The organism is Blastococcus aurantiacus (genome assembly GCF_900102425.1).
Lineage (GTDB): Bacteria > Actinomycetota > Actinomycetes > Mycobacteriales > Geodermatophilaceae > Blastococcus > Blastococcus aurantiacus.
Genome location: NZ_FNBT01000005.1, coordinates 283,642 through 301,664, shown reverse-complemented (window position 1 = coordinate 301,664; position 18,023 = coordinate 283,642). Strand labels below are relative to the sequence as shown.

20 protein-coding genes are annotated in these 18,023 nt (G+C 74.0%); 13 read left to right on the top strand and 7 right to left on the bottom strand.

Annotated features, from left to right (window positions below; all coding sequences use genetic code 11):
• Positions 1-65: 65 nt before the first annotated feature.
• Together BLS70_RS12390 and BLS70_RS12385 are read left to right on the top strand one after the other, a co-directional pair.
• Positions 66-1,745 carry an alkaline phosphatase D family protein gene (locus BLS70_RS12390; RefSeq protein ID WP_218122392.1) on the top strand — a complete coding sequence of 560 codons (1,680 nt, stop codon included), beginning with the start codon at positions 66-68 and terminating at the stop codon, positions 1,743-1,745.
• On the top strand, positions 1,742-3,031 hold the full coding sequence (locus BLS70_RS12385) for an alkaline phosphatase family protein (RefSeq protein ID WP_091768056.1): 1,290 nt from the start codon (positions 1,742-1,744) through the stop codon (positions 3,029-3,031). Before BLS70_RS12390 ends, BLS70_RS12385 begins: the two co-directional genes overlap by 4 nt.
• A gap of 77 nt (positions 3,032-3,108) precedes the next feature.
• Here the strand turns inward: BLS70_RS12385 and BLS70_RS12380 are convergent, their stop codons facing one another.
• Positions 3,109-4,224, bottom strand: coding sequence for an NAD(P)/FAD-dependent oxidoreductase (locus BLS70_RS12380; protein ID WP_091768053.1), 1,116 nt, complete (start codon positions 4,222-4,224; stop codon positions 3,109-3,111).
• Positions 4,225-4,503: 279 nt separating this feature from the next.
• Between BLS70_RS12380 and BLS70_RS12375 the strand changes: the two genes are divergently transcribed.
• The 3 genes from BLS70_RS12375 to BLS70_RS12365 are packed head-to-tail and all read left to right on the top strand — an operon-like array spanning position 4,504 to position 7,588.
• A complete protein-coding gene (locus tag BLS70_RS12375; RefSeq protein WP_091768050.1) occupies positions 4,504-5,454 on the top strand; it encodes a glycine betaine ABC transporter substrate-binding protein in 951 nt (316 codons plus the stop codon).
• A 2-nt stretch (positions 5,455-5,456) separates the two neighbouring features.
• Complete coding sequence (locus tag BLS70_RS12370) at positions 5,457-6,662, top strand: quaternary amine ABC transporter ATP-binding protein (RefSeq protein WP_091768508.1); 1,206 nt, start codon at positions 5,457-5,459, stop codon at positions 6,660-6,662.
• Positions 6,659-7,588, top strand: a complete 930-nt coding sequence (locus BLS70_RS12365) for an ABC transporter permease (protein ID WP_091768047.1) — start codon at positions 6,659-6,661, stop codon at positions 7,586-7,588. The genes BLS70_RS12370 and BLS70_RS12365 overlap by 4 nt, the downstream gene beginning before the upstream one ends.
• A 112-nt stretch (positions 7,589-7,700) precedes the next feature.
• On the opposite strand, the gene BLS70_RS12360 is transcribed toward BLS70_RS12365, so the two are convergent.
• Entirely contained in the window at positions 7,701-8,273 is a 573-nt protein-coding gene (locus BLS70_RS12360; protein ID WP_091768045.1) for an LOG family protein, read from the bottom strand.
• 85 nt (positions 8,274-8,358) lie between these two features.
• Positions 8,359-8,817 carry a MaoC family dehydratase gene (locus BLS70_RS12355; RefSeq protein ID WP_091768042.1) on the bottom strand — a complete coding sequence of 153 codons (459 nt, stop codon included), beginning with the start codon at positions 8,815-8,817 and terminating at the stop codon, positions 8,359-8,361.
• A 154-nt stretch (positions 8,818-8,971) separates the two neighbouring features.
• Here BLS70_RS12355 and BLS70_RS12350 point away from each other — a divergent pair, with 154 nt between their 5' ends.
• The 6 genes from BLS70_RS12350 to BLS70_RS12325 all read left to right on the top strand — a co-directional run bounded on the left by BLS70_RS12350 (position 8,972) and on the right by BLS70_RS12325 (position 12,811).
• Complete coding sequence (locus BLS70_RS12350; RefSeq protein WP_091768039.1) at positions 8,972-9,355, top strand: nuclear transport factor 2 family protein; 384 nt, start codon at positions 8,972-8,974, stop codon at positions 9,353-9,355.
• Between the two features lie 36 nt (positions 9,356-9,391).
• Positions 9,392-9,919 (top strand): NUDIX domain-containing protein, encoded by a 528-nt coding sequence (locus tag BLS70_RS12345; protein WP_255362431.1) that lies wholly within the window; start codon positions 9,392-9,394, stop codon positions 9,917-9,919.
• Between the two features lie 55 nt (positions 9,920-9,974).
• Entirely contained in the window at positions 9,975-10,766 is a 792-nt protein-coding gene (locus BLS70_RS12340; RefSeq protein WP_091768036.1) for a hypothetical protein, read from the top strand.
• Between the two features lie 43 nt (positions 10,767-10,809).
• Complete coding sequence (locus BLS70_RS12335) at positions 10,810-11,697, top strand: 1,4-dihydroxy-2-naphthoyl-CoA synthase (RefSeq protein ID WP_091768033.1); 888 nt, start codon at positions 10,810-10,812, stop codon at positions 11,695-11,697.
• A gap of 39 nt (positions 11,698-11,736) precedes the next feature.
• Positions 11,737-12,069: a hypothetical protein gene (locus BLS70_RS12330; protein ID WP_091768030.1), complete on the top strand. Its 333-nt coding sequence runs from the start codon at positions 11,737-11,739 to the stop codon at positions 12,067-12,069.
• A gap of 145 nt (positions 12,070-12,214) precedes the next feature.
• Complete coding sequence (locus BLS70_RS12325; RefSeq protein WP_091768026.1) at positions 12,215-12,811, top strand: TetR-like C-terminal domain-containing protein; 597 nt, start codon at positions 12,215-12,217, stop codon at positions 12,809-12,811.
• A 10-nt stretch (positions 12,812-12,821) separates the two neighbouring features.
• On the opposite strand, the gene BLS70_RS12320 is transcribed toward BLS70_RS12325, so the two are convergent.
• Both BLS70_RS12320 and BLS70_RS12315 read right to left on the bottom strand, forming a co-directional pair.
• Positions 12,822-13,529, bottom strand: coding sequence for a TetR/AcrR family transcriptional regulator (locus BLS70_RS12320; RefSeq protein ID WP_218122391.1), 708 nt, complete (start codon positions 13,527-13,529; stop codon positions 12,822-12,824).
• Between the two features lie 68 nt (positions 13,530-13,597).
• Complete coding sequence (locus BLS70_RS12315; RefSeq protein ID WP_091768022.1) at positions 13,598-14,038, bottom strand: DUF5946 family protein; 441 nt, start codon at positions 14,036-14,038, stop codon at positions 13,598-13,600.
• 116 nt (positions 14,039-14,154) lie between these two features.
• Here BLS70_RS12315 and BLS70_RS12310 point away from each other — a divergent pair, with 116 nt between their 5' ends.
• The gene (locus tag BLS70_RS12310; RefSeq protein ID WP_091768019.1) at positions 14,155-15,264 is read left to right on the top strand and encodes an NDMA-dependent alcohol dehydrogenase; all 1,110 of its coding nucleotides are present in this window, start codon (positions 14,155-14,157) and stop codon (positions 15,262-15,264) included.
• A gap of 74 nt (positions 15,265-15,338) precedes the next feature.
• The gene (locus BLS70_RS12305) at positions 15,339-16,022 is read left to right on the top strand and encodes an HAD family hydrolase (protein WP_255362430.1); all 684 of its coding nucleotides are present in this window, start codon (positions 15,339-15,341) and stop codon (positions 16,020-16,022) included.
• Positions 16,023-16,070: 48 nt separating this feature from the next.
• Here the strand turns inward: BLS70_RS12305 and BLS70_RS12300 are convergent, their stop codons facing one another.
• Together BLS70_RS12300 and BLS70_RS12295 are read right to left on the bottom strand one after the other, a co-directional pair.
• Positions 16,071-16,910 carry a glycerophosphodiester phosphodiesterase gene (locus BLS70_RS12300; RefSeq protein WP_091768017.1) on the bottom strand — a complete coding sequence of 280 codons (840 nt, stop codon included), beginning with the start codon at positions 16,908-16,910 and terminating at the stop codon, positions 16,071-16,073.
• A 94-nt stretch (positions 16,911-17,004) separates the two neighbouring features.
• Complete coding sequence (locus tag BLS70_RS12295; RefSeq protein ID WP_091768499.1) at positions 17,005-17,988, bottom strand: glucosyl-3-phosphoglycerate synthase; 984 nt, start codon at positions 17,986-17,988, stop codon at positions 17,005-17,007.
• Positions 17,989-18,023: the final 35 nt, after the last annotated feature.

The window sequence follows — 18,023 nt, the reverse complement described above, 5'->3', positions numbered from 1 at the left end:
GGAACGGTCGGTGAACAGTCCGCAGAACGCCGTCACCGGAGGTCGCGACCCTCGATGGTCAGGATGTGACCGAGCCGTCCGCACCGTTCCCCCGACGCACAGCCCTGCAGCTGGGCGCCGCCGCAGGTGCCGGAGCAGCCGTGGCCGCGGTCCCCTCCCGGGCCGGGGCGACCCCGCCGCGCACGCCGCCCGGGCAGTCCCGGCCGCGCTTCCACCACGGCGTCGCCTCGGGTGACCCGCTGCCCGACGCCGTCGTCCTCTGGACCCGCGTCACCCCGCGGCCCGGCGACGACCCCGGGACCGGCCGTGGCCCGGTCGTCGACGTGACCTGGGAGGTGGCCGCCGACGCGCAGTTCCGCAGGATCGTGCGCAGCGGCACCGTGCGCACCGGACCCGACCGCGACCACACCGTCAAGGTCGACGCCACGCGGCTGACCCCCGGCACCTGGTACTGGTACCGGTTCCGCTGCCAGGGGTCGACGTCCCCGGTCGGCCGGACCCGCACCGCGCCCGCGCACTCCGCCGCAACTCCGCGGCTGCGCATGGCCGTCGTGTCCTGCGCGAACTGGCAGGCGGGCTGGTTCACCGCCTACCGGCACCTCGCCGAGCGGCGGGACCTCGACCTCGTCCTGCACCTGGGCGACTACCTGTACGAGTACGCGCCGGGGGAGTACCAGGCGCGCGACGTCGTCGTCCGCCCGCACGACCCGCCGCGCGAGATGACCGCGCTGGCCGACTACCGGCGGCGGCACGGCCAGTACAAGACCGACCCGGACCTGCAGGCGCTGCACGCCGTGGCGCCATGGGTGGTGACTTGGGACGACCACGAGTCGGCCAACGACGCCTGGGCCGGAGGGGCCGAGAACCACACGGCCGGTGCCGAGGGGGAGTGGCGACGGCGCCGGTCGTTCGCGCAGCGGGCGTACGCGGAGTGGATGCCGGTGCGCTACGAGGCGGGCGGCCGGCTGTACCGCCGCCTGCGGTTCGGCCGGCTGGCGAGCCTGTCGATGCTCGACCTGCGCACCTACCGCGACGAGCAGGTCGGCTCGCCGGTCGACCCCGCGCTGGGTGACCCGGACCGGACGATCACCGGCCGCGAGCAGTTCCGGTTCCTGCTCGACGGCCTGGCCGACCGCCAGGTGCAGTGGAAGCTGGTCGGCAACCCGGTGATGATCACGCCCGTGCGGTTCCCGAACGCGCTGGACACCCGGCTGGCCGACGGGATCAGCACCCTCGTCGACGCGCCCCTGCCCCCGGTGCAGGGGGTGCCGTACAACGTCGACCAGTGGGACGGCTACCCCGTCGAGCGGGCGAGGGTGCTGGGCCACCTGCGCGACCGCGGCATCCGCGACACCGTCTTCCTCACCGGCGACATCCACTCCGGCTGGGCCTGCGACCTGCCCATCGACGGCCTGACGTACCCGGTGAACGGCAACAGCGTCGGGGTCGAGCTCGTCTGCACGTCGGTGACCAGCGACAACCTCGACGACATCACGAACTCGCCGCCGCGCACGACGTCGCGGGCGGTGGAGACGGCGTTCAAGGCGAGCAACCCGCACATCAGGTACCTGGACTTCGACTCGCACGGCTTCTCCGTGCTCCAGGTGACCCCGGCAGGAGCGCAGATGGACTGGTACGTCCTCACCGACCGCACGGACCCGAACGCGGCGGCGGTGCACTCGGTGTCCTACCGCGTGCGCGCGGGGACGCAGAAGGTCGAGCCGGCGCCGAGGAGGCTCGTGTGAACCCGCGGACGACGCAGCTCGACCGGCGTCGCTTCCTCCAGGTCGGTGCCGCCGGAGGTGCGGCGATCGTGCTGTCGACGGCGGTCGGCGCGCAGCCGGCCCTCGCGACGCGGCGTCCCGACCTGCGCGTCTACGTGCTCGTGGTGGACGGCGCCAACCCGGCGGAGGTCGAGCCGCTGCTGATGCCGCAGCTGTCCAGGCTGCGGCGGGAGGGCACCTGGTTCGCCAACGCCCGGTCGCTGCCGGTGATGGAGACCATCCCCTACCACGTGATGATGATGACCGGTGTCCGGCCCGACCGGTCCGGCGTCCCGGCCAACTCGGTGTTCGACCGCCGCGAGGGCGTGGTCCGTGACCTCGACCGGCCGAGCGACCTGCGCTTCCCGACGGTGATCGAGCGGCTGAACGCGCGAGGCGCCACCACCGGGACGGTGCTGTCCAAGGAGTACCTGTTCGGCATCTTCGGCGGGCGGGCCACCCACCGCTGGGAGCCGAAGCCGGTGCTGCCGGTCACCGGGCACGCCCCCGACGCGTTCACCGTGGACGCCGCCATCGCGATGGTGGACCGGTTCGACCCGAACCTGCTGTTCGTGAACCTCGGCGACGTCGACCGCGTCGGGCACAGCGATCTGACCGGACCGGTGCTGCAGGCGGCCCGCACGGCGGCGCTGGTGTCCAGCGACCTGCAGGTCGGCCGCTTCGTCGAGCACCTGAGGCGCACCGGCCGCTGGAACCGGAGCGTCGTCATCGCCCTGGCCGACCACTCGATGGACTGGTCGCTGGTCACGAACGTCGTGTCCGTGGCGCAGATCCTCAGCGGCCGCCCGGACCTGCGGGACCACCTGCAGATCGCCCAGAACGGCGGCGCCGACCTGCTGTACTGGACCGGTCGGGCGAACCGCCGGACCGCCGCCCTGGACGAGATCCGCCGCCTGGTCCGTGCCCACCCCGGCGTGCTGTCGGTGCAGCGTCCGGACCAGCTGCGCCTCGGCGCCGAGGCGGGCGACCTGGTCTGCTTCGCGCGGGCCGGCTGGCGGTTCAGCGACACCACTGCGCTGTCCAACCCGATCCCGGGCAACCACGGGCACCCCGTGACCGAGCCGATCCCGTTCCTGGTCTCCGGCGGGCACCCGGCGGTGCGCCGCGGTGTCGTCCGCAGCGAGCCGGCCCGCACCCTCGACGTCGCACCGACCGTCGGCGCGCTGTTCGGCCTGGGCGCCCCGCGTGGCGGCTACGACGGGACCGCCCGCACGTCGGCGTTCACCCGTCTCCCCGTCTCCCGCTGACCCCGGGGACCTCCGGTGCAGGAAGTCCCCGGACCTCCCGGGACTTCCTGTACCGGAAGTCCCGGGACGGCGGTCCGTCAGCGGAGGCGGCGGGCCGCGGCGGCGAGGGTCGGCAGGGTGAGCCGGCCGTCGGCCAGCCCCAGGTCGACGACGTCGTCGAAGACGCGTTGATCGGCCGCGGCCGCCCGGAAGGCGGCGTCCATGATCCGCGGCCACCGGCTCAGCAGCGACGCGGCCGACGAGTGCCGCAGGTGCCGGCCCAGCCGCCGGTGCAGCGCCCGCCGGTAGGCCTGCCCCGCCGTGGCGCCGGCGACCGCCGCGGCGCCGGCGAGGGCACCCGACAGGACGGCGTAGAAGATCCCCTCGCCGGTCAGGGGGTTGATCAGCGACGCGGCGTCGCCGGCCAGCAGCACCCGACCGTCGGGCTGGCGGGGGCGCTGGGTGGACAGCGGCAGCCGGTGCGCGCGCAGGCCGTCGGGCTCGACGCCGGGCAGCAACCGGTGCAGGCCCTCGGTCAGCGCCGTCCGGCTGGCACCGGCCGAGACCAGCTCCCCGTAGCCGACGTTGGCCCGGCCGTCGCCGAGCGGGAACGACCACGCGTAGGCCGGCCACCGCTGCTCGGTCGTCGCGATCACCTGCACCCCGCGCTGGCCGGGCAGCTCCGGCGCGTAGCCGCGCAGTGCGACCGCCATCCGGTCGGGCCGGTTGGGCGCCAGGCCCAGCCCCCGGCGGACGACGGACTCCGCGCCGTCGGCACCGATGACGACGTCGGCGCTCAGCTCGCCGTCGATCACCACGCGTCGGCCGTCGTCGGTCAGCCGCCGGACCTGGTGGCGGCGGAGCTCCGCGCCCGCGGCGAGGGCGGCGTCGACGATCCGGGCGTCGAGCACCTGCCGGGGCACGGTGTGCGCGGGGCGGTGCATCGTGCGCTCCACGGCCGCTCCGCCGGGGGAGCGCATGCCCAGCCGCGGGACGGGGGCGAAGCCGTCGGTGAGCACTGCCGGCTCCACGCCGAGCCGTTGCAGCACGTCGAGCGCCTCGGGGGCGATGCCGTCGCCGCAGACCTTGTCGCGGGGGAAGTCGGCGCGGTCCAGCAGCAGGACGCGGGTGGCCGGCGCGGCCCGGCGGGCGGCCAGCGCGGATGCGGCACCGGCCGGCCCGGCGCCCACGACGACGACGTCCCAGTGCTCCACCGCGCCGACGCTACGGCTTCTCGCCCCGGCCGCCGTCCCAAGGCTCCCCCGAGCGTGCGGGGGTCGAGGGGTCTTGCGACGACATCTCCGCCCGGTCACTCTTCGGGGTGACCGGGCGGAGGATCCGGTACGCGTCTGACCTGCATGTGCGCCCGAAACGCGAGACGCTGTGCCGAACGCGCGGCATGCTGCAGGCTTCCCCCGTGGAGCCGGAGGGTTTCCGCGCGATGAACGACGACCGGCTGCCGCAGGCTCCGGCGCCTCGACGAGAGAAGATCCATGCTGCCCACGAACCTCCGCCCCCGGGCGTCCGCGGTGGCTCTGGCCGCCCTCCTGACCGCTTCGGTCGCCGCCTGCACCGCCGAGGAGGGCGCCGGCGGCAGCGGCGACGGGATCACCGTCCAGGCCGCGCAGTTCAGCTGGACCGCCGCCGGCCTGACCAACGGCATCCTCAGCGAGATCGCCGCCGACCATCCCGACCTGGGTGTCGCCTCCCTGGCGACCACGCAGCTCGACCCCGCCGCCGCCTGGACCGGCGCCCAGCGCGGGGACATCGACCTGCTGACCGAGGTCGCGCTCCCCAACCAGCAGGAGCTCGCCGACAAGGCCGCCGAGCAGGTCGACATCGTGTCGGAGACCTACGGCGAGGCCGCGCAGGGCTGGTTCGTCCCGGCCTACGCGGTGGAGCCCGGCGGGCCGCTTGAGGGTCTGACCAGCGTCGACCAGCTGAACGACTACGCCGACGAGCTCGGGAACAAGTTCTACGACGCAGACCCCGGATACATCACCACCGAGCAGAACCGGAAGCGTCTCGACGGCTACGGGATCACGCTCGAGCAGGTCGTCTCCAGCGAGGCGGCGGAGCTCGCGCAGCTGAAGAACTCCTACGGCCGCGAGGAGCCGATCGTCCTGTACCTGTACCACCCGGCCGCGGTGTTCGCGCAGTACGACATGGTGCAGCTGGAGGAGCCCACGCCCTACAGCGACGGGTGCCTGACGACCGGCGACGGCGCCTGCGCGATGCCCTCCTACAGCGCCAACATCGCCGCCAGCAAGGAGCTCCAGGAGGAGGCGCCGGACTTCGTCGCCCTGCTCGAGAAGCTCCGCATCTCCGTCGAGGAGATGGAGGAGATGCAGAAGGCCGTCGACGTGGACGGCGAGGACGTGAGCACCGTCGCGCGCCAGTGGGTGGACGACCACAGCGACGAGATCGACGAGTGGATCGGCTGACCGTGACCCCGGTGCTGCAGGTGACCGGGCTGACCAAGGTCTTCGGAGCCCGGGAGGCCGACGCGCTGCGGCTGGCCTCCGAGGGGCTCGGTCGCGACGAGATCCAGCGACGGACCGGGGCAACGCTCGCGGTGCACGACGTCAGCTTCTCCGTGGGACGCGGTGAGCTCTTCGTGATCATGGGGCTGTCGGGCTCGGGCAAGTCGACGCTGGTGCGCCTGCTCAACCGGCTGATCGAGCCCAGCGCCGGCACGGTCGAGGTCGACGGCCGGGATCTGCGCGGTCTGGACGACGAGCAGCTGCGGCAGGTGCGCAACGAGAAGATGAGCATGGTCTTCCAGCACTTCGCGCTGCTCCCGCACCGCTCGGTGCGGGAGAACGCCGCGTACGCGCTCAAGATCCGCGGGGTGGGCGCCGCCGAGCAGCGCGAGCGGGCGGACTGGGCGCTGCGCACGGTGGGGCTGCTCGATCGGGCCGAGGCCCGGCCCGACGAGCTGTCCGGCGGCATGCGCCAGCGCGTGGGCCTGGCCCGCGCGCTGGCCGCCGACTCCGAGGTGCTGCTCATGGACGAGCCGTTCTCCGCGCTGGACCCGCTGATCCGCCGCGACATGCAGGACCTGCTGGAGCAGCTGCAGTCCGAGCTGCACAAGACCATCGTGTTCATCACCCACGACCTCAACGAGGCCATGCGGCTGGGCGACCGCATCCTCATGCTCAAGGACGGCCGGACCGTCCAGCTCGGCACCGGCCCGGAGATCATCTCCGCGCCCGCCGACGACTACGTCGCCGACTTCACCTCCGACGTCGACCGCACGCGGGTGCTCACCGCCGGCGACCTGATGCGCGAACCGCGGATGACCGCCCACCTCGGGGACCCGGCGGCCGACGTGCTCCGGGCGCTGGGGACGGCGGAGGCCAACGGCGTCTACGTCCTGGACGACGACGGTCGGGTGGTGGGTGTGGCGCGCGACAACCTGCTCGCCCGCGCGCTGCAGGAGGGGATCGCCACCCTGGACCACCGGTCCGTGGTGGCCGAGCACGCCAGCACGACGGCCGACCGCCCTGTCGTCGATTTCGTGCACCTGCTGGGCCGCCATCCCGTGCCGCTCGGTGTCGTCGACGACGACGGCCGGCTCCTCGGCGTGGTGCCGCGGGCCGCGGTCCTGGACGCGCTGTCCGCCGTCCCGGTCCGTGGAGGTGCCCGGTGATCCCGCACGTGCCGATCGGCCGGTGGGTGGCCGACGCCATCGACTGGCTCCTCGCGACGGTGCCGTGGCTGTTCGACGCCATCTCCGAGGTCATGTCCACGGTGGTGAACCGGCTCACCGACGTGCTGGCCTCGCCCGCGCCGGTCGTCTGGGTGGTGGTCCTCGCGGTCATCGCGCTGCTGGTCCGCGGCCCCTGGCTGGCGCTCTACGCGGTGGCGGCGTTCCTGCTCGTGGTCTCGCTGGAGCTGTGGGTCGAGACCATGCAGACCCTGGCGCTCGTGCTGGTCGCGGCGGTGATCGCGGCGGCCATCGGCATCCCGGTCGGGATCCTCGCGGCCCGGCACCGGGCGGTGAGCATCGCCGTCCGGCCGGTCCTGGACTTCATGCAGACGACGCCGGTCTTCGTCTACCTGATCCCCGCCGTCTTCTTCTTCGGCGTCGGCGTCGTCCCCGGCGTGGTGGCCACGATCCTGTTCGCCATCCCGCCGGGGGTGCGGCTGACCGAGCTCGGCATCCGGCACGTCGACCGGGAGGTCGTCGAGGCCGCGCAGGCCTTCGGCGCCCGGCCGGGACAGATCCTGCGGGAGGTCCAGCTGCCGCTGGCGCTGCCCTCGATCATGGCCGGCATCAACCAGGTGATCATGCTGGCGCTGTCCATGGTGGTCACCGCGGGCCTGCTCGGCGCGGCCGGGCTCGGTGCCGTGGTGGTGCGGGCGGTGACGCAGCTCGACGTCGCCGCGGGCGTGGAGGGCGGTCTCGCCGTCGTCCTGCTGGCCATCTACCTCGACCGGCTCACGGGGGCCCTCGGGCAGCGGACCGCGCTGTCCCGGGTGCTGGGCACCCGCCGGCGCAGCCGATCGGCCGGCGCCGATGACGAATCGACGCCCACCCGGCCCGTGGAGGAGCCCGCCCTCAGTGCCCGCTGAGGGCGCGCTCCTCGGCCGGCAGGGCCCGCCAGCGCCAACCCCAGCGACTTTCGGTACCGGAAGTCCGGCCTACGCCAGGGACTTTCTGTGCAGGAAGTCCCTGCGCGTCAGGTCAGGACGACGACGGGGCCGACCACTTCCGTGCGGGGTGCTCGTAGCCCTCCACGAACCGCAGCAGCTCCGCGGCATCGTGCACCACGCCGAGGGCGTCCAGCCGGGCGGCGTCGAGGTAGCCGTCGTCGACCATGCGGCGCAGCTGGCCGACCAGCGGCTGCCAGAACCCGTCGACGTCGACCAGCGCCGTCGGCTTGGCGTGCAGGCCGAGCATCCCCCAGGTCCACGCCTCGAACAGCTCCTCGAGGGTGCCCGCCGCGCCCGGCAGCGCCACGAAGGCGTCGGCCAGCTCGGCCATCACGGCCTTGCGCTCGTGCATCGTCTGCACGACCTCCAGCCGCGGCAGGCCGGTGTGCGCGACCTCGTCGTCCACCAGGTGCTGCGGCATCACGCCGACGACCTCGCCGCCGGCGGCCAGTGCGGCATCGGCGACGACGCCCATCAGCCCGACCTTGCCGCCGCCGTACACGATTCCGACACCGGCCCGCGCCAGCCCGGTGGCGAACTCCGCCGCCGCCCGGGCGTGGTTCTCGGGCCCCGCGTGCGACCCGGTGAAGACGGCGACGCGCATCAAGACCGACCTTCCATATCGTTCTTCGGCCCCGTCCGGAGGCTCGGCCCGAGCGTGCGAGGGTCGAGAGGGACGGGGTCCCTCGTCAGCCGCCGTAGTAGCGGTACACCGGCTCGGCGATGCAGACCGGCTTGTCGCCGCCCTCGCGCTCGATGACGCAGGAGAAGGTGAGCTGCTTGCCGCCGGCGATGTCCTCGATGCCCGCCAGGGTCGCGGTCAGCCGCACCTTGGAGCCCACCGGCACCGGCGAGGGGAAGCGGACCTTGTTCAGGCCGTAGTTCACGCCCATCACGGTGTCGGTCACGCGCAGGACGCCGCCGAACAGCGGGACCAGCAGCGACAGCGTCAGGTAGCCGTGGGCGATCGGCCCGCCGAAGGGGCTCTCCCTGGTGGCGCGCTCGGGGTCGACGTGGATCCACTGGTGGTCGCCGGTCGCGTCGGCGAACAGGTTCACGTGCTCCTGGGTCACCTCGTACCACTCGCTGGTGCCCAGCTCCGTGCCGACGAGTCCGGGCAGCTCGGCCATGGTCGTGGTGGTGCTCATCGAGAGGTCCTCCGTCGGGGGGCGCTGACGTTGTCGCCCTGAACCTACGTCCTCGCCCGGGGCGGTTTCCGACGGCGCCCAGCTCTGGCAGCCTGCACGGCACCGTTCCACTCGCCGGCCTCACCGGCGTGCCCGTCCCCCGCGAGGAGAAGGCATGACCGCAGAGGCATCCCTGGAGTCCGTCGCCGCCTACGGGGCCGCGTGGGTGGAGCCGGACGCGACGGCGCGACTGGCCCTGCTGGAGCAGGCGTGGGCGGCGGACGCCGTGTACTGCGACCCGCTGGCGGTCGTCCCGGGGCGGGAGGCGCTCTCCGATCACATCGGGCAGTTCCTGACCGCCATGCCAGGGGGGCGCATCGAGGTGACCAGCGAGCCCGTGCGGCACCACGACAGCGCCTTCTTCCGGTGGTCGTTGACCGATGCGGAGGGCGCCACCGTCATGACCGGGTTCGACGTCGTGCAGTTGGACCCGGCGGGCCGTATCGCCCGGCTCACCGGCTTCTTCGACAGCGACACCGGGACCGCACCCACCTCCTGAGGGCGGCTGCGACATCTCCGCCCGGACCGTCCCGTCGTGGTGCTGTTCACTGGGCACGTGTTCTCGTCCACCGACGGCTGGACCTCCTGCGCCCTGGGGCACCAGCACTGGGGCCGGGCGGGCGCGGCCGGGCTCTTCCTGCACCGCGACGGCGCCGACGGCCCGGAGGTGCTGCTGCAGCACCGCGCGCTGTGGTCGCACCACGGCGGTACGTGGGGCACCCCCGGCGGCGCGCTGCACGCCGGCGAGCCGGCGCACGTGGGCGCGCTGCGGGAGGTGCGCGAGGAGCTGGGTCTCAGCCCCGACGACGTAGTCCTCGGTGCCCGGTCGGTCGACGACCACGGCGGCTGGGCCTACACGACCGTCCTGGCGCGCCCGGCCCGGCCGATCGACCCGAGCGAGCTGCGCCTGGACGGCGAGAGCGACGGCGTGGCCTGGTGGCCGCTGGCCGGGCTGGACGCCGTCGACCTGCACCCGGGGCTGGCGGCGTCGCTGCCGCAGCTGCGCCCCCTGCTGACCGCCGCTGTTCCGGATCCGGAAGGGACACGCCGGGCGGAGGAATAGCCGCGCGTGCGCGTGGGCAGGGGGCCCCTCAGCCGCACGTCCCCGAGGAGCCGAGTTGTCCCGCCACGCCGCACCCGAGCCCGCCACGTCGCCCGTGCGCGCCGGCGGTGCGACGTCGACGGCGACGGGGACGGCGGCAGGCGACCGTCGCCGCGCCCGGGCCCTGCTGCTGCTGGCGCTGGTCTGCGCGGCCCTGCTGATCGCCGCGCCCGTGGCCATCGTGCTGTCGCCCGGCTCGCCGGACAGCGCGAGTCGGCAGGCCGAGGTCTACACCCCGGCGGACCCGGACGGCGGCGGCTCCGGCGACGGCGATGCAGTCGGGACCGACGGCGGGGACGGCGGCGTGGCGCCCACCGCGGCGCCACTGCCGGACGGAGCGGTTCCTCCCGTCCCGGGGGCGCCCGGGCTGGACCCTGCGGCGAGCACCAGCCCCTCCGGCCCGGCGGCCGCGGGCGGCGGCTCGGCCGGCACCGACGCGGGGTCCGCAGGCAGCGGGAGCACGGTTCCGGGCTGGACCGCGGGGACGAACGGGGGCACGTCGGGCACCGCGCCCCAGGCCGGCAGCGCCGGGACCGGGTGGCAGCAGCCGGGGACCTCACCCATCCAGGTCCTGCCCTCCAGCCCGCCGGCGTCCTCGAACCAGCAGCAGCCGGCCCCGCAGCAGCCCACGCAGCAGCAGCCGCCGAAGCAGGAGCCGGTCCAGCAGCAGCCGCAGCAGCCCGCACCTCAGCCCGCGCCGAAGCCCACCCCGCCGCCCGCGGACTGTCTGTGCGAGGTCCTGGCGCCGGTCACCGAGCCGCTGAAGGACGCGGTCGGCGGCGTGACCGGCGGGCTGCTCGGCGGGTGAGCCGAGCGGCCGCCGTCGGTGCAGGCTTCGTAAGGTTCGCTGCATGAGCGCCCGCGACGACGTCTCCGAGATCTTCGACAGCTCCGCCTGGCGGCCGGTCGAGGGCTTCGACTTCGCCGACATCACCTACCACCGGGCCGTCGACGCCGGCGTCGTCCGCATCGCCTTCGACCGGCCGGAGGTGCGCAACGCGTTCCGGCCGCAGTCGGTCGACGAGCTGATCACCGCACTCGAGCACGCGCGGCTGTCCACGGACGTCGGCTGCGTGATCCTCACCGGCAACGGCCCCAGCCCGAAGGACGGCGGCTGGGCGTTCTGCTCGGGCGGCGACCAGCGGGTGCGCGGCAAGTACGGCTACGAGCACGCCCAGGGCTCGAGCGGCCGGCTGCACATCCTGGAGGCCCAGCGGCTCATCCGCTTCATGCCCAAGGTGGTCATCTGCGTCGTCCCCGGGTGGGCGGCCGGTGGCGGGCACAGCCTGCACGTCGTCTCCGACCTCACGCTGGCCAGCGCCGAGCACGCCCGCTTCAAGCAGACCGACGCCGACGTCGGCAGCTTCGACGGCGGGTTCGGGTCGGCGTACCTCGCCCGGCAGGTCGGGCAGAAGTTCGCCCGCGAGATCTTCTTCCTGGGCGAGGAGTACACCGCCGCGGACGCGCACGCGATGGGCATGGTCAACCGCGTCGTCCCCCATGCCGAGCTGGAGCGCACGGCGCTGGACTGGGGGAAGAAGATCGTGGCCAAGAGCCCGACCGCCCAGCGGATGCTCAAGTACTCGTTCAACCTGATCGACGACGGGCTCGTCGGCCAGCAGCTGTTCGCCGGGGAGACCACCCGGCTGGCCTACATGGCCGAGGAGGCCGTCGAGGGCCGGGACGCCTTCCTGGAGAAGCGCGACCCGGACTTCAGCCGCTTCCCCTGGCATGTCTAGCGGCCAGAATGGCCATGATGGCCCCATGAGGAGATCGCAATGATCGTCGAGGTGGTGACGGGCGCCGACGAGCGGCCCGAGGCGCGGGTGGTCGACATCGACGACCTGAGCCGGTGCGTCCTGGCCCTGGGGCAGGTCACCGACGAGGAGGCGGCGGAGGTCCTGGAGCGCTCCGGCCTCGGCCGGATGCAGGACGCCGGCACCGCCCAGCTGGACGCCGCCGCCCTGCGCGCCGCTGCCGAGCCGCGGGCCACGGCTGCCGACTGGAGCGCGCAGTGGGACGCGATGGTCGACCAGGCCCGCAGCGAGGGCCGGCTCTCCGGGGACGGCGCGAGCATCCGCGTGCAGGTGGAGTCCGCCGCCGGCGCCTGAGCGCCTGCCGGGAGGTCCGGAGCCACCCGGACGTGTCGCGGATTCTCACTTACCCGCGATAGTCGGGCGCGAGGTCATTGTGGTGACTCCACTGCCGGGGCCAGTATGTCGCGGTGCAGATGATCAGCCAGCTCGGAGGCCCGTCGTGAGCGGAACACCGGGACGCCCGCTGAGCGCCGAGTTGTCCGAGCAGCTCCTCGCGGTGGCCGTCGAGATCCTGGCCGACGAGGGCTGGGGCCGGCTCAACAGCGACCGCGTCGCGGCCCGTGCGCGCGCCGGCAAGGCGGGCATCTACCGCCGGTGGCCCACGATGGCCGCGCTGGCCCACGCAGCCGTGGGCCGGTTCCGCCTCGTGACCACGCCCGAGGACACCGGCTCGGTGCGCGGCGACCTGCGCGCGCTGGCCGACCGGTGGACGACGCCGCTGGACCGCGAGGAGCGCGCCGCGGCGAGCATCCTGGGCGCCGCCCGCTACGACAAGCAGCTCCGGGCGGGCCTGGAGCAGGCGCTGGTGCAGCCGCTGACCGCGGCGGTCGCGGCCATCGGCGGGCGCGCCGAGGCCCGCGGCGAGGAGATCGACGCCGACCGGCTGGCGTTGCTGTACTCGGTGCTCGAGGCCTTCTGGTGGCAGCGGTTCACCGCGGCCGGCGACGGCGCGATGGTCGCCGACCAGGTGGAGCGCGTGGTCGACGAGGTGCTCTGCCCGCTCGTCGAGCCGGAGGACATGCCCGTCGCCGTCTGACGGCGCGGCGTCAGACGGCCCGGCGGTCCTCGGTCGCGCCGGTGAGGGACCGGTCCACCAGCCCGTGGAAGGTGCCCGAGCGAGCCTGCATGTAGCCCAGCAGCCGGTCGCCCAGCACCTCGACGGTGCAGGCGACCTCGGTCGGCTCCAGACCCTCGGCGACCCGCAGCCGGTTCTCCACGATGAGCACGCGTACCGCGGCCAACCAGATGGCGGCGGTGAGCGGCGCGGTGATCGCCGGGTCCACCGGCGTGGGCTCACCGTCCTCGACGGGGGTCCGCCAGGCGTCCAGCAGCGCGTCGGAGAGTCGGTGCTCGGCCTCGAACACCAGGGTGCGCTCGTAGGTGCGCAGCGTCTCCGACGCCTCCAGGGTCTCCCGGTAGCAGCGCTCGTCGGGACAGGTCAGCGAGCTGAGCTGGAGGGTCATGAACTCGAGCAGGTGGGCGCGCAGGGCCGACAGCGGGCCGACCCCGGGTGCCCGGTGGCGCACGGCGTCAGCCACGCCCTGGACCCACGGCGCCCGGCCGTCGAAGAAGAGGTCTTCCTTGGTGGCGAAGTGGTTGAAGACCGTCTGCACGGCGACGTCGGCCTCGCGGGCGACGTCGGCGATGGTCACCGAATCGAACCCGCGCTCGGCGAAGAGGCGGTGCGCGGTGGTCCGGACCAGCTCCCGGGTCTGAGCCTTCTTCTGCGCACGCCGGTCCCCGAGATCACTCACTGTGCGAATGTTAGCAACCGAAAGTATTCGGCGCATCGTCACTGGTGAGAGCCGGATCCCCCCTCCCGTCAGCGCGCCGGGGCGGTCCAGTCCGCGAGGACGGCCCGCGCCCACGACTCCACCAGGACGCCCAGGTCGATGACGTCCAGGTCCGCGGCGACGTCGGCGATCGTCGTCGTCCACACCGCGGGCGGCTCCGACCGGCGGGCGCGGCCGGCGCCACCCAGTTCGCGCTCCAGCAGCTCGAGGGCGGCGGAGACCGCGGCTGGCTCGCCCGCGACGGGGTGCTGGGCGGCGTAGGCGGCGTCGGCGAGCCGGGCCGTGGCGGCGGCTGCCACGTCGGCGGACGCCTCCTCACGCGGTCCCCGCAGCGTCACCTCGAACAGCCGGGCGCAGGACGGCGAGGCGCCGGGACGCGTCGGGGACCCGGCGGGCACGGGAGCCAGGACGGCGCCGCAGCCCGGGCAGACCTCGGTCGAGGGCGAGGGAGGGGTCGCAGCCGTGGGCACCTGCGCGATCGTGCCGCACCGGTGAGCCGTCCGCGGGTCGGGCGGGTCCGACGAGCGCCATGCCGGACGGGCAGGATGGGCGACGGCGGGTTTCCGGGGACGTGAGGAGTTGTGCGGTGCGGACCAGAGCAGCGGTGATGCGGGAGCCGGAAGCCGACTGGGAGATCGTCGAGCTGGACCTGGCCGACCCCGGGCCGGGTGAGGTGCTGGTCGAGATGGCCTTCGCCGGCATGTGCCACTCCGACGAGCACCTCCGCCACGGGCCCGGGGTGCGCCCGATCGTCGGCGGGCACGAGGGCTCCGGCGTCGTGCAGGCCGTGGGGGCGGGGGTCAGCTCCGTGGCTCCGGGCGACCACGTGATTACCAGCTTCCTGCCGGCCTGCGGGCACTGCCGGTACTGCGCCCGCGGGAAGTCCAACCTGTGCGACAAGGGCGCCACCATCGGCACCGGCCAGCTCCCCTCGGGGACGTTCCCCTTCCGGCTGGACGGGCAGCCGCTGGGCGGGTTCTGCATGGTCGGCGCCTTCGCCCGCCACTCGGTGCTCAGCGAGTTCTCCTGCGTGAAGATCGACCCGTCGGTGGCCCTGGACACGGCGGCGCTGCTGGCCTGCAGCGTGCCGACCGGATGGGGGTCGGCGGTCTACTCGGGTGGGGTGCGGCCCGGGGACACCGTCGTCGTGGTCGGTCTCGGCGGGGTGGGCGTCAACGCGGTGCAGGGCGCGGTGCACGCCGGTGCGCTGCACGTGATCGGCGTCGACCCGGTGGCGATGAAGCGCGAGTTCGCCGAGTCGCTCGGCGCGACCCGCACGGTGGCCGGCGCCGAGGAGGCCGCGGAGCTCGCCCGCAGCCTGTCCCGGGGTACGGGGGCCGACGTCGTCATCCTCACCGTGGGGAAGCTGACCGCGGAGGCCTACGCCGGCGCGATGACGTGCCTGGGCAAGGCCGGGACCATGGTGCTCACCGCCCTGCCGGACGAGAACAAGGACGGCAGGCTCTCCCTCAACGGTCCGATGGCCACGGTCTACGAGCAGCGGATCCAGGGCTCGCTGTACGGCTCCTGCAACCCGCGCACCGACATCCCCCGACTGCTGCAGATGCACGAGGAGGGCCGGCTCGAGCTGGACCGGCTGATCACCCGCCGCTACTCGCTGGACGAGCTCAACCAGGGCTACCGCGACCAGGCGGCCGGCGAGATCGTCCGCGGCCTGCTCGTCCACGCCGACTGAGATCTCCGCTTTTCCGCGGTAAGGCGTTCCGCTTTACCGCGGAAAAGCAGGGGGTCGGTTGAGGAGTGGTGAGCGTGGGCAGCTCCCGCGCCATGAGTTCTCCGCGCATCGCCGTCCTCGACGTGGACGGGACCCTGGTCGACACCAACTACCAGCACGCCCTCGCCTGGTACCGGGCCCTCCGGTCGCTGGGCGAGACGTTCCCGGTCTGGCGCATCCACCGGCTCATCGGCATGGGCGGCGACCAGTTGGTGTCGGCGCTCGGCGGGGACGACGTCGAGGCGCGGATCGGGGACGCCGCCCGTGAGCGGTGGGTGGAGGAGGTCGACCCGATGATGGGCGAGACGGCGCTGCTCCCCGGCGCCCGGGAGCTCATCGTGGCGCTCAAGGAGCGGGGGCACCGGGTGGTGCTGGCCAGCTCGGGCAAGCCGCACCACGTCGACCGCGCGCTGGACCTGCTCGACGCCCGCGACCTGGCCGACGCGTGGACCACCAGCGACGACGTGGAGCAGACCAAGCCGGCGCCCGACCTGCTGCAGGTGGCGCTGAAGAAGCTGGGGGAGCCGCTGGATGCCCCGAGCGTGGTGATCGGCGACTCGGTCTACGACGTGGAGGCCGCGAAGAACGCGGGGATGCCGGCGATCGTCGTCCGCTCCGGCGGCTTCGGGGACGACGAGCTGCGCGACGCCGGCGCCCTCGGCATCCACGACACCCCGGCCGACCTCATCGCGGCCCTGGACGACATCGACCTGCTCTGAGCGTGCGTTTCCGCGGAAAAGCGGGCTGCTTTACCGCGGAAAAGCAGGTCAGGAGGCGGCGGCGTCCCGGCCGAGGCGGCGCAGCATCTCGTCGGGCCGGTCGGTGATCACGGCGTCGACGCCGAGCTCCCGCATCAGATCCATGTCGGCGGGCCGGTTGACCGTCCACACGTGGACCTCCTTGCCCGCCGCGTGCGCGTCGGCCACGAAGGCGGGGTCGGCACGGATGAGCGCGATCCCGGGGCCCATCGCGGTCGCGTTGCCGAGCAGCAGCTCCCGTCGCACCGGCCGCAGCCGCTTGCCGATCAGCTGCACCGTGGGCATGCCCGGCGCGAGATCGGCCATCCGGCGAACGGCGAGCTGGGAGAAGCTCATCATGCGGACGGCGGGCCGGCCGGCCCACTCGACCGGGCGCCCGTTGCCGAGCAGCCCGTACCGGCGGAGACAGTCGACGAGGGCCTCCTCGACCTTGCGGGTGTGCCGGGTGGGGTGCTTGGTCTCGATGGCCAGCCGCAGCGAGCCCGGCGTCGCGGTGATGTAGTCGAGCAGCCGATCCAAGGTCAGCACGAGCCCGTTCTCGAGGTCCGGCTCGTCGGTCACCGAGAGGATCTCGTCGTCGGCCCACCGGCTGCGGCCCTTGGGGCGGCGGGCGCCGAACTGGAACTGCTCGAGCTCGGCCAGGTGCAGCGCGGAGACGATGCCGCGCCCGTTGGAGGTGCGCCTGACCTGCCGGTCGTGCACGCAGACCAGGACGCCGTCCCGGGTGAGGCGGACGTCGCACTCGACGGCGTCCGCGCCGACCGCGGCGGCCTGGCGGTAGGCCGCCATCGTGTGCTCGGGCGCCTCGGCGGTGGCGCCGCGGTGGGCGACGACCTCGACGGCGGTCAACGGAGGGGGGCGGGAGGAGCGACGAGCACGGATGAATCCTGCCCCGGCCGCCGTCGCACCCGCGACAGGAGCGCCGACGGCGCAGGTCAGCGGGTCAGCCGGCGAGGATGGCCGCGCGCGCCTGGTACTCGGGCACGGTCGCCATGGGCGGCCGCTCGTCGAGGGCGACCGCAGTGCTGCGCGGCACGAACCGGCCGCCGTCGTGGCGGAACTGGGTGAGCAGCCCGCCCGCGGCCAGCGACGGTTCGGCCCGGGAGGCGCGGGCGAGCACCGTCGAGACCACCTGCCCGGCCATCGCGCCGAGGGCCTCCTGGCTCTGCGAGGTGTGCCGGCGGACGCCGAGGTCGACCTGGGCGAGGCCGCCCAGCCCGACGAGGTCCAGCAGGTCGACCAGCAGGCCGATCTCGACGCCGTAGGCCCCGGCGAAGGGCACCTGCTCCAGCACCGTCCGCCGGCCGGCGTACTCGCCGCCCAGCGGCTGCACGAACCCGGCCAGCTCGGGCCACAGCGCGTTGAGCAGCGGCCGTGCGGCCAGCTCGGTGACGCGCCCGCCGCCGGAGGGCACGCTCACGCCGTCGATCTCCAGCGGCCGGGTGTAGCAGCCCTTCACGTACTGCACGTGCGGGTCGGTGAGCAGCGGACCGAGCAGCCCCGGCACGTAGTGGCTGACGTCGCCCTTGAGGTCGGAGTCGAGGAAGACGACGAGGTCGCCGGTGGTGACGGCCAGCGACTTCCACAGCGCCTCGCCCTTCCCCGGCCGGCTGCCGTGCGCGGGCAGCACGTCGGCGGTGGCGACGACGTCGGCGCCCGCGGCCCGGGCGACCTCGGCGGTGGCGTCGGTGGAGTCCGAGTCGACGACGACCAGCTCGTCGACCAGGTGCACGCGGCGCATCCAGCGCTCGGCGATGTCGGCGACCAGCAGCCCCACCGTCGCCTCCTCGTCCCGGGCCGGGAGGACGACGCTGACCCGGGATCCGCTGCGCCGCTTGGCGGCGATCAGCTCGTCGACGTCGATGGCATCGAGGGCGCGGGCGGACGTGGTGCGGCCGTGGAACCAGGCTCGGGCATCGGGTCGCATCGCCTCACTGTCGACCACGATGGGGCTTCGCACCA

What these genes read in the sequence shown, in the direction of transcription:
- BLS70_RS12295 (WP_091768499.1), bottom strand. Translation starts at nt 17,988, where the DNA reads ATGCGACCCGATGCCCGAGCCTGGTTCCACGGCCGCACCACGTCCGCC.
- BLS70_RS12375 (WP_091768050.1), top strand. Translation starts at nt 4,504, where the DNA reads ATGCTGCCCACGAACCTCCGCCCCCGGGCGTCCGCGGTGGCTCTGGCC.
- BLS70_RS12350 (WP_091768039.1), top strand. Translation starts at nt 8,972, where the DNA reads ATGACCGCAGAGGCATCCCTGGAGTCCGTCGCCGCCTACGGGGCCGCG.
- BLS70_RS12330 (WP_091768030.1), top strand. Translation starts at nt 11,737, where the DNA reads ATGATCGTCGAGGTGGTGACGGGCGCCGACGAGCGGCCCGAGGCGCGG.
- BLS70_RS12355 (WP_091768042.1), bottom strand. Translation starts at nt 8,817, where the DNA reads ATGAGCACCACCACGACCATGGCCGAGCTGCCCGGACTCGTCGGCACG.
- BLS70_RS12360 (WP_091768045.1), bottom strand. Translation starts at nt 8,273, where the DNA reads ATGCGCGTCGCCGTCTTCACCGGGTCGCACGCGGGGCCCGAGAACCAC.
- BLS70_RS12335 (WP_091768033.1), top strand. Translation starts at nt 10,810, where the DNA reads ATGAGCGCCCGCGACGACGTCTCCGAGATCTTCGACAGCTCCGCCTGG.